Here is an 8879-nt window from a genome sequence, read left to right on the forward strand (position 1 = left end):
AAAAGCAACGGCAAATCCGTTGCTTTTTTTGTAGCAAAGGGACTATTGTCCCAGACTCTTTTTTAGTCTGTTCGAAGGCGGATTCGCCAGATTCATATTTGGAATTTTAAAAGTCTTGTGTAATTTGTTCCATTCATCAGTGGGGATTTGTGGTAAAATAAGAGTCAGAACATTTATATGAGAATGAGGAAGAGATGTTGAAGAGAAAATTTGATAGCCATTCAATCACGAGAAGATTGTACCTGCTGTTTGGAATCGTAGGGGTATTATTTTTGACCTTGATTGTTCGTCTGGGCTATATGCAAGTTATCAATCAGAAGTTTTATACGGATAAATTGGCTAAGGCTAGCAAAACAAGAATAACAACAAGCTCGGTCCGAGGGCAGATTTATGACGCTGCTGGAAATCCCTTGGTTGAAAATACAACGAAACAAGTAGTAACCTATACACGGGATAATAAAGCCACCGCTGGAGAAATTCGTGAGACAGCTCAAAAATTACTCAATTATGTCACAGTGAGTGATATAGCCGTGACTGACAGACAAGCGGTTGATTATTATCTGGCCGATAAGGATGTCTATCGCGAGGTCGTTGAAAAGCTGCCTAAAAATGAAAAATTTGATACCGATGGCAATCGTTTGGAAGAGTCAAAAATTTATAAGGCAGCAGTAGAAAGTATTGATCCGTCTAAATTGGGTTATACGGATGATGAAAAAAAAGCAATTATGCTGTTCAGCCAAATGAATGCCATTTCAAACTTCTCAACGGGAACTATTCAGACGGATCCATTGTCAACGGAGCAGGTTGCGATTTTAGCTTCAAGTGAAAAAGACCTTCCGGGAATTAGCATTTCAACAAGCTGGGACAGGAAAGTATTGGACACTTCTCTTGCGTCAATCGTGGGGAATATTTCCACAGAGAAAGCCGGTCTGCCGGTAGAAGAGGTAGATGAATATCTTAAGAAGGGCTACTCTCTAAATGATCGAGTGGGGACTTCCTATCTTGAAAAGGAGTATGAATCGACCCTCCAAGGGAAGCGAGCTGTAAAAGAGATTCATCTCAATAAAAACGGCAATATGGAAAGTGTAGAAAAAATTTCAGACGGCAGTAAGGGAGATAATCTGAAGCTGACCATTGATTTATCTTTCCAGCAGGGAGTTGAAGATATCCTTAAAAATGCTTTTAATGCAGAGTTGAGCAGCGGAAATGCGACTTATTCTGAAGGAGTTTATGCCGTTGCTATGGATCCAGATACGGGCTCTATCCTAGCTCTAGCTGGTGTTAAGCACGATTTGGAAACAGGCGATATCTCTGCGGATGCTTTAGGGACCATTACCAACGTTTTTGTCCCTGGATCGGTCGTCAAAGCGGCCACTTTGACTGCTGGTTGGCAGTACGGAGCTATTTCTGGTAATCAATCCTTGGNTTACCTTTGCGGGCTCTGCTCCGATTAATTCTTGGTTTACGTCCTTTGGTTCTCGCTCTATTACGGCGGTTGAGGCGCTGGAGTATTCATCGAATACTTATATGGTTCAGCTTGCTCTGAATATGTTAGGAACTCCCTACACTCCGAATATGGCATTAAGTTCAGATAATCTTGATACCGCGATGGAAAAGCTGCGCTCTGTTTTTGCAGAATATGGCTTAGGGGCATCGACGGGCATCGACTTGCCTAATGAATCAACAGGTTATATTCCAAAAGATTTCACAGTAAGTAATTACATTACCAATGCTTTTGGGCAGTTTGATAACTATACCCCTCTTCAGCTCGCTCAGTATGCTGCGACGGTTGCCAATAACGGGAAACGGGTGGCTCCGCATCTGGTAGAAGGGATTTATGGCAATAATGAGCAAGGCGGATTGGGAGACCTGATTGAGAAAAAGGAAACAAAAGAACTGAATCAGGTGAATATTTCCGCAGAAAATATGGCTCTTTTAAAACAAGGTTTCTATCAGGTAGTGAATGGGGGGAGTGGTTTTACAACTGGCCGTACGATTGCGCAGGGCGCGACGGTCTCCATCAGTGCTAAAACGGGGACGGCTGAAACCTATGTCAATGGTGGCGCATCCGCCATCAACACCAATGTCGTATCCTATGCCCCAAGCGACAGTCCTAAAATAGCTGTGGCTGTAGTCTTTCCACATAATACTGACCTTTCCTCAACGGTCAGCCACAGTATCACTCGTGATATTATCAATCTTTATAACCAACAGCACCCTATGAATTAGAAAGGAAAAGCAGTAAAATTTGCTGATTATTTTATTGCTCAACTATTACCATTATGCTTTATCCAACCCCTATCGCCAAATTGATTGATAGCTTTTCCAAGCTGCCGGGTATTGGCATCAAAACAGCTACCCGCTTGGCCTTTTATACCATCGGGATGAGTGACGATGATGTCAATGAATTTGCCAAAAATCTACTAGCTGCCAAGCGTGAGCTGACTTACTGCTCTATCTGTGGCAATCTGACGGATGATGATCCCTGTGCGATTTGCACGGATCAAACGCGCGATCAGACTGTGATCCTCATCGTTGAGGATAGCCGTGATGTGTCCGCTATGGAAAATATCCAAGAATACCACGGCCTTTATCATGTACTTCACGGCCTCATTTCCCCCATGAATGGTATCGGACCAGATGACATCAACCTCAAGAGCCTTTTGACTCGCTTGATGGACAGCCAAGTGATGGAAGTGATTGTGGCAACCAATGCAACAGCTGACGGAGAAGCGACTTCCATGTATATTTCTCGTGTGCTCAAGCCTGCGGGTATCAAGGTGACTCGTCTGGCCCGCGGACTGGCTGTGGGCGCTGATATCGAATACGCAGATGAAGTAACCTTGCTCCGAGCGATTGAAAATCGGACAGAATTGTAAGATGAAAGAAAGATTTCCTGCTGAAAAACAGCTTTGGAAGTCTTTTTTCTATTCAAAAATGCTGGGAAATATGGTATACTGAAACAGTCTAAAAAGAAGATGGGGCAACCCAAAATGAACTTATAGCTAGAAATGTTAGGATAAGATAATGGTCAAACAAACCTTGATTTTACTATACGGTGGCCGTAGTGCTGAGCGAGAAGTTTCAGTCTTGTCGGCTGAGAGTGTCATGCGAGCTATCAACTATGACAAATTTTCTGTCAAGACTTATTTCATCACAAAAGCTGGCGATTTTATCAAGACGCAGGAATTCACAGAAAAGCCATCTGCAGATGAAAAGCTCATGACCAATGAAACGGTTGATTTTTCACGGCAAGTGAAACCGAGTGATATTTATGAGGAAAATGCAGTTGTCTTTCCTGTTCTGCATGGCCCAATGGGCGAGGATGGCTCTATTCAAGGCTTTCTTGAAGTGCTGCGGCTTCCCTATGTGGGCTGCAATATCTTGTCTTCAAGTGTTGCTATGGACAAAATTACCACCAAACGCATTCTGGAGTCTGCTGGAATCCCGCAGGTGCCTTATGTAGCGGTGATTGAGGGCGAAAATCTGGAAGAAAAAATTGCCGAAATCGAAGAAAAATTGACTTATCCGATTTTTACCAAACCGTCTAATATGGGTTCTAGTGTGGGCATTTCCAAGTCTGATAATCAAGAGGAGTTGCGGACAGCATTGGATTTGGCCTTCAAGTACGATAGCCGTGTCTTGGTTGAGCAGGGAGTCAATGCGCGTGAGATTGAGGTTGGTCTCTTAGGAAATTATGCTGTCAAGAGCACCTTGCCAGGCGAAGTAGTCAAGGATGTAGCTTTCTACGATTACGAGGCCAAGTATATTGACAATAGGATTACCATGGATATTCCTGCAAAAATCTCGGATGAAGTTACTTCAATCATGCGTACGAATGCTGAGACGGCCTTTCGAGCCTTGGGTGGACAGGGATTGGCGCGCTGTGATTTCTTCTATACAGAGGATGGCGACATTTTCCTCAATGAGCTCAATACCATGCCTGGCTTTACCCAATGGTCTATGTATCCTTTACTTTGGGAAAATATGGGGCTACCTTATTCCGATTTGATTGAGAAATTAGTAATTTTGGCTCAGGAAGCCTTCGAAAAACGCGAAGCTCACCTGCTTTAAGAAGATAAAATAGGGAGTGGAAGGCTAAGCTTAGTTTCGTTGAACAGGGCTTTACTTTCACTCTTTCTTTTAGGAGAAGAAATGAAATTAACTTTGCATGAAATCGCTTCTGTATTGGGGGCTAAAAATGATGTGTCAGGTTTTGAAGATGTAGCTTTAAACAAAGCTGAATTTGACAGCCGTTTGATTGAGGTGGGAGATCTTTTTATCCCGCTTAAGGGGGCGCGTGACGGCCATGATTTTATCGTGACAGCTTTTTCTCAAGGTGCTGCAGCTACCTTGTCTGAGCGTCCAGTGGAAGAAGGACCGTATATTTTGGTCGATGATGTGCTGGCGGCTTTTCAGCGCTTGGCTCAATATTATCTGGAAAAGACAGCCGTAGATGTGCTCGCTGTGACGGGCTCCAATGGGAAGACCACAACCAAGGATATGCTGGCTCAGCTGCTGGCTACTAGCTACAAAACCTATAAAACTCAAGGCAACTATAATAATGAAATCGGCCTGCCCTACACGGTGCTCCACATGCCCGACGATACAGAAAAGCTAGTTCTGGAAATGGGGCAAGATCACTTGGGGGATATCCATCTTCTGTCTGAAATTGCTAAGCCGAAAACAGGCATTGTGACCTTGATTGGCGAAGCTCACTTAGAATTTTTCGGAAGCCGTACGGAGATTGCCAAAGGCAAGATGCAGATTGCGGATGGCATGAAGAAAGGTGGTCTGCTCTTGGCTCCGGCTGATAAGATCGTCAATGATTTTCTGCCAGACCAGCAAAAAGTGATTCGCTTTGGTCCCGATGCAGATATTTTCTTGACTCGATTAGAGGAGCGCAAGGACAGCCTGACCTTTGAAGCAAATTTTCTGGAACAGGCTATTGACTTGCCAGTGACTGGCAAATACAATGCGACCAACGCCATGATTGCAGCTTATGTAGCTCTGCAAGAAGGGGTGAGCGAGCCAGCTATCCGCCAGGCTTTTGCCCAGCTAGAACTGACTCGCAATCGAACTGAGTGGAAGAAAGCAGCTAATGGAGCCGATATCCTATCAGATGTCTACAACGCCAATCCAACAGCTATGCGCTTGATTCTTGAGACTTTCTCAACGATTCCAGCCACTCAGGGCGGCCGCAAAGCTGCAGTCTTAGCTGATATGAAGGAGCTGGGAGCTGACTCCAAGCTGATGCATGGAGCCATGATTACCAGTCTTAACCCTGAGATTATTACTGACCTTTTCCTCTATGGAGAGGATATGGAAGCCCTCTATGTCTATGCTCGGGAAATTTATCCACCAAATCGAGTGCACTATTTTGTCAAAAATGCTGACAAGGATCAGTTTGAAGATTTGACCAAGACTGTTACGACTTGGTTGCAATCAGCCGACCAAATCTTGCTCAAGGGCAGTAATTCGATGAAGTTGGATAAACTAGTGGAGGTATTGGAGCATGGAGACAACTGATGTTGCTTTGATTCTCCAGCGACTGCTGGCTATAACGGATACAGGTCTGTCTTTTGCTGCCAGTGAGTTTGATCGAGAACGCTATGCGGATATCAGAGATAATCTAAATCAGCTGCTAAGCGAGACCAGCCATCTGGATCAAGAGGAACTTTCTAACTTGCTCCGACCGACAGATTTTTATGCGACTCCTTTGGTCGATGTCCGAGCTTTTATCGTTCAGCAGGGCAAGATTTGTCTAGTACGAGGACAGCAAGAGGAGACATGGGCTCTGCCAGGTGGTTTCTGCGAAGTTGGTCTTTCCACCAAAGAGAATGTACTAAAAGAAATTCAGGAAGAAACGGGATTTCAAGCTAGCGTAGTACGCTTGCTGGCTGTCTTTGATAGCAATAAATTTCAGCCACAAAGTAAGCAGTATGTCAAGCTCATTTTTGAATGCCAGCTGGAAGAGGGAGATTTTCAGCCCAATTTAGAAATCTCAGAACTGAATTTCTTTGACCCGCAGAATTTGCCTCTTTTATCTGAGAAAAGGATAACAAAAGAGCAGATGCAGCTTCTCTGGGAAATCTATCAGGGCAAACGAGAACAATACTTAGATTAGAACAGTATGCAATATCTAGCCTTGCTGCGCGGTGTCTTGTCGACGGGGCCGAATAGAATACCCAAGATGAGTGAATTGGTAGAGATTTTGGAAGCTTCTGGTTTGCGCAGTGTTTCAACTTATATCCAGTCGGGTAATATCCTTTGCGAAACGGATTTATCCGCTGAGGCTTTAGCCAATCAGATTCACCAAAGCATTTTTCAGCAAATTGGAGCCAACCTGTCGGTTGTTATTAAGAAGAAAGCTGATTTAGATTAGAATTGGTGATTGCTGAAAATCCATTTCCTGCAGCCTGTAATCTTTCCAGGATCCATCTGACCTTTACTAATCATGAGCTTGACAGGCAGAAGTTGGCAAAGATTCAAAGTCTAGCATTTGAGGGCGAGATATTTGAGAGGGGCTCGAGCTGCCTTTATAAGTACTTACCACGAGATGCTGCGAAAAAGAAGCTAAATAATAATTTTTTAGAAAAGAAATTAGGAATCGTTGCTACGACCAGAAAGCTTAGTGTCGTTAAAAATTTATTTATTAGGATGAAAGATTGACAAATGAATTTACTAGATTTTTTTACTAGTCACAAAACAGAACCGCCTATGATGACGCCGTTCGCCTATATTCTGATGATGGTCGGACTGGTGTCTGTCATCTATCTAGCCAGCCGTTTTTTTGAGAGAAAGAAAATGCAGACTTTTTTCAGAATCGCTCAAATTGTGCAATTGGTATTTTTATACGGCTGGTATTGGGCTATTCAGGAGCCTCTATCTGAGAGTCTTCCCTTGTACCATTGCCGGATTGCCATGTTTGCCGTTTTGCTTTTACCAGATAAAGTCCCTTACAAGCAATATTTTGCTTTGTTGGGAGTATTTGGTCCGATCTGCGCGATTCTTTATCCGATTTTGGACCCCTATCCATTTCCGCATGTCACCCTCTTTTCATTTTTCATCGGGCATTTTGCACTTTTGGGCAATTCGATTATTTACCTGATGAAGAACTATGATAGTCTGAGGCTGTCCTATCGTCGCATTGTGGAAATTACTTTTGGCTTAAATTTCTTGATTTTAATTGCAAATATCGCAACCGGCGGGGACTACGGTTTCTTAAAGAATCCTCCTTTGGTGGGAGATCACGGTATGCTTGGTAATTATCTTAATGTATCTTTGGTTTTAGCGACTGCCTTGCTCCTATTTTCCTATTTCTTTAAAGGAATAAGAGAAAAGCAAGCAGAAAGACTGACTTAATAAGAACCTGTATTCATACTTTTGCCAAATCAAGATTGATCTCACTCCTAATCTAGGAAAAATCTTTACGATGCCGGAGTTAATTGAACATGACTGAAGATATGTACTAAAAAGATAAAGCTTCTTGACGTAGTCGTTTTTGTGGAGACTTTTCAAAGCTTGAATGTCTTGCAAAGGAAACTGTTAGCTGAATAAAACAGGTTTTAGAATTAGAAAGGAAACCGGATGCATCATTTTTTGACTACCAACCAAACTGAGCCACCCTTGATTTCCGCTTTGGCCTACTCTTTGATGATGGCGCTGCTTTTACTGTCTATTTATGCGACGATAAAGTACCACAAGAACCCGACTTTTATCAAAAGTATGAAAATCCTTCAGCTGTTTCAGCTGGCAATTCTTTATAGCTGGTATGTAGGTTTTCAGCTTCCCTTGGCAAATAGTTTGCCCTTGTACCATTGCCGTTTGGCCATGTTTGCAGTGGTCTTTCTGCCAGACAAATGGCGTAGCAAGCAGTATTTCGCTCTCTTAGGAGTCAGCGGAGCGCTCTTTGCTTTAGGTTATCCCGTCTTTGACCCCTATGATTTTCCCCACATTACCAGTTTCTCTTTCTTGATTGGGCACTATGCCCTTTTGGTCAACTCCCTACTGTACTTGATGAATCACTATGACAAGACCCAGCTCAAGAAATATATGATTGTCCTCTACACTTTTGGGCTCAATGCTTTCCTTGTTGGCGTCAACCAAATAACGGGGGGCAATTATGGTTTACTCGCTCGACCTCCCTTTATCAGTGAGTACAGCCTTTTAGTAAAATATCTAGATGTGTCAATTATTTTGTCAGCCGCCCTGATACTCTTTGATGCATTATTTAAAAAACGGTGGAAAAAACAGTTAGAACTCATCTAAAATCGAATTATTTCAAATTTACAGCTCCTGTCAAGTTCATTTGGCAGGATTTTTCCTTTATTTTGCCCAATGTCAAAAAAATTTGCTAGATTTTAGGCAAGAAAAGAGTAAAATGAAAGTAGAAAGATGGGAGAAGGGTAATGGAAATTGGCAAAAAATTAAAAAAGCGCGGCAGATGTCTGGCATGACACAGGAAAGTGTCGCAGAAGAACTAAATGTTTCAAGACAAACTATCTCAAATTGGGAAACTGAAAAATTTTATCCGGATATTTTATATGTCTTACAACTAAGCGATTTGTATCAGGTTAGCTTGGACGAATTGTTGAAAGGAGATGAGAGCATGATCCAGCACTTAGAAGATTCGACCAATACTGTCAAGAGTAATCGAAAGATTTTACTGGCCTTTTTATGTAATATTTGTCTATTATTTCTGTTTTTTATTTTTATTATGCCCATCTCTAACAGTTATCTGCTGACCTTGTTGGCAGTAGCGCTAGTCATCAGCACGACTGGCTATATCTTGGTGCAGATTATTCGAAAAATATAGGAGGCATTCTATGTAAAAAGTCAAGAATAATTTTTTAAAATATCAATTATTTTTTACAGAT

7 protein-coding genes and 2 pseudogenes are annotated in these 8879 nt (G+C 42.5%); all 9 read left to right on the forward strand.

The genetic code is table 11. The annotated features are described in order from the left end of the window. Window positions 1-194 precede the first annotated feature (194 nt). The 9 genes and pseudogenes from pbp2b to SSIN_RS01940 all read left to right on the forward strand — a co-directional run bounded on the left by pbp2b (window position 195) and on the right by SSIN_RS01940 (window position 8818). Window positions 195-2229, forward strand: a pseudogene (gene pbp2b, locus SSIN_RS01900) (penicillin-binding protein PBP2B). Window positions 2230-2282: 53 nt separating this feature from the next. Further along, entirely contained in the window at window positions 2283-2879 is a 597-nt protein-coding gene (gene recR / locus SSIN_RS01905; protein ID WP_037615106.1) for a recombination mediator RecR, read from the forward strand. A gap of 148 nt (window positions 2880-3027) precedes the next feature. Continuing rightward, window positions 3028-4074: a D-alanine--D-alanine ligase gene (locus tag SSIN_RS01910; protein ID WP_037615108.1), complete on the forward strand. Its 1047-nt coding sequence runs from the start codon at window positions 3028-3030 to the stop codon at window positions 4072-4074. An 81-nt stretch (window positions 4075-4155) separates the two neighbouring features. Beyond that, window positions 4156-5529, forward strand: a complete 1374-nt coding sequence (locus tag SSIN_RS01915; RefSeq protein ID WP_037615110.1) for a UDP-N-acetylmuramoyl-tripeptide--D-alanyl-D-alanine ligase — start codon at window positions 4156-4158, stop codon at window positions 5527-5529. After that, window positions 5516-6127, forward strand: coding sequence for an NUDIX hydrolase N-terminal domain-containing protein (locus SSIN_RS01920; protein WP_037615112.1), 612 nt, complete (start codon window positions 5516-5518; stop codon window positions 6125-6127). The genes SSIN_RS01915 and SSIN_RS01920 overlap by 14 nt, the downstream gene beginning before the upstream one ends. Window positions 6128-6133: 6 nt before the next feature. Beyond that, a pseudogene (locus tag SSIN_RS01925) lies at window positions 6134-6672 on the forward strand (DUF1697 domain-containing protein). 3 nt (window positions 6673-6675) lie between these two features. Further along, window positions 6676-7365, forward strand: coding sequence for a YwaF family protein (locus tag SSIN_RS01930; protein ID WP_037615114.1), 690 nt, complete (start codon window positions 6676-6678; stop codon window positions 7363-7365). 225 nt (window positions 7366-7590) lie between these two features. Next, a complete protein-coding gene (locus SSIN_RS01935; protein WP_037615116.1) occupies window positions 7591-8271 on the forward strand; it encodes a YwaF family protein in 681 nt (226 codons plus the stop codon). Between the two features lie 112 nt (window positions 8272-8383). After that, window positions 8384-8818, forward strand: coding sequence for a helix-turn-helix transcriptional regulator (locus SSIN_RS01940; RefSeq protein ID WP_156956268.1), 435 nt, complete (start codon window positions 8384-8386; stop codon window positions 8816-8818). Window positions 8819-8879: the final 61 nt, after the last annotated feature.

Origin of the sequence: Streptococcus sinensis (assembly GCF_000767835.1) — a bacterium.
Lineage (GTDB): Bacteria > Bacillota > Bacilli > Lactobacillales > Streptococcaceae > Streptococcus > Streptococcus sinensis.

What these genes read in the sequence shown, in the direction of transcription:
- recR (WP_037615106.1), top strand. Translation starts at nt 2,283, where the DNA reads ATGCTTTATCCAACCCCTATCGCCAAATTGATTGATAGCTTTTCCAAG.
- SSIN_RS01910 (WP_037615108.1), top strand. Translation starts at nt 3,028, where the DNA reads ATGGTCAAACAAACCTTGATTTTACTATACGGTGGCCGTAGTGCTGAG.
- SSIN_RS01915 (WP_037615110.1), top strand. Translation starts at nt 4,156, where the DNA reads ATGAAATTAACTTTGCATGAAATCGCTTCTGTATTGGGGGCTAAAAAT.
- SSIN_RS01920 (WP_037615112.1), top strand. Translation starts at nt 5,516, where the DNA reads ATGGAGACAACTGATGTTGCTTTGATTCTCCAGCGACTGCTGGCTATA.
- SSIN_RS01930 (WP_037615114.1), top strand. Translation starts at nt 6,676, where the DNA reads ATGAATTTACTAGATTTTTTTACTAGTCACAAAACAGAACCGCCTATG.
- SSIN_RS01935 (WP_037615116.1), top strand. Translation starts at nt 7,591, where the DNA reads ATGCATCATTTTTTGACTACCAACCAAACTGAGCCACCCTTGATTTCC.
- SSIN_RS01940 (WP_156956268.1), top strand. Translation starts at nt 8,384, where the DNA reads ATGAAAGTAGAAAGATGGGAGAAGGGTAATGGAAATTGGCAAAAAATT.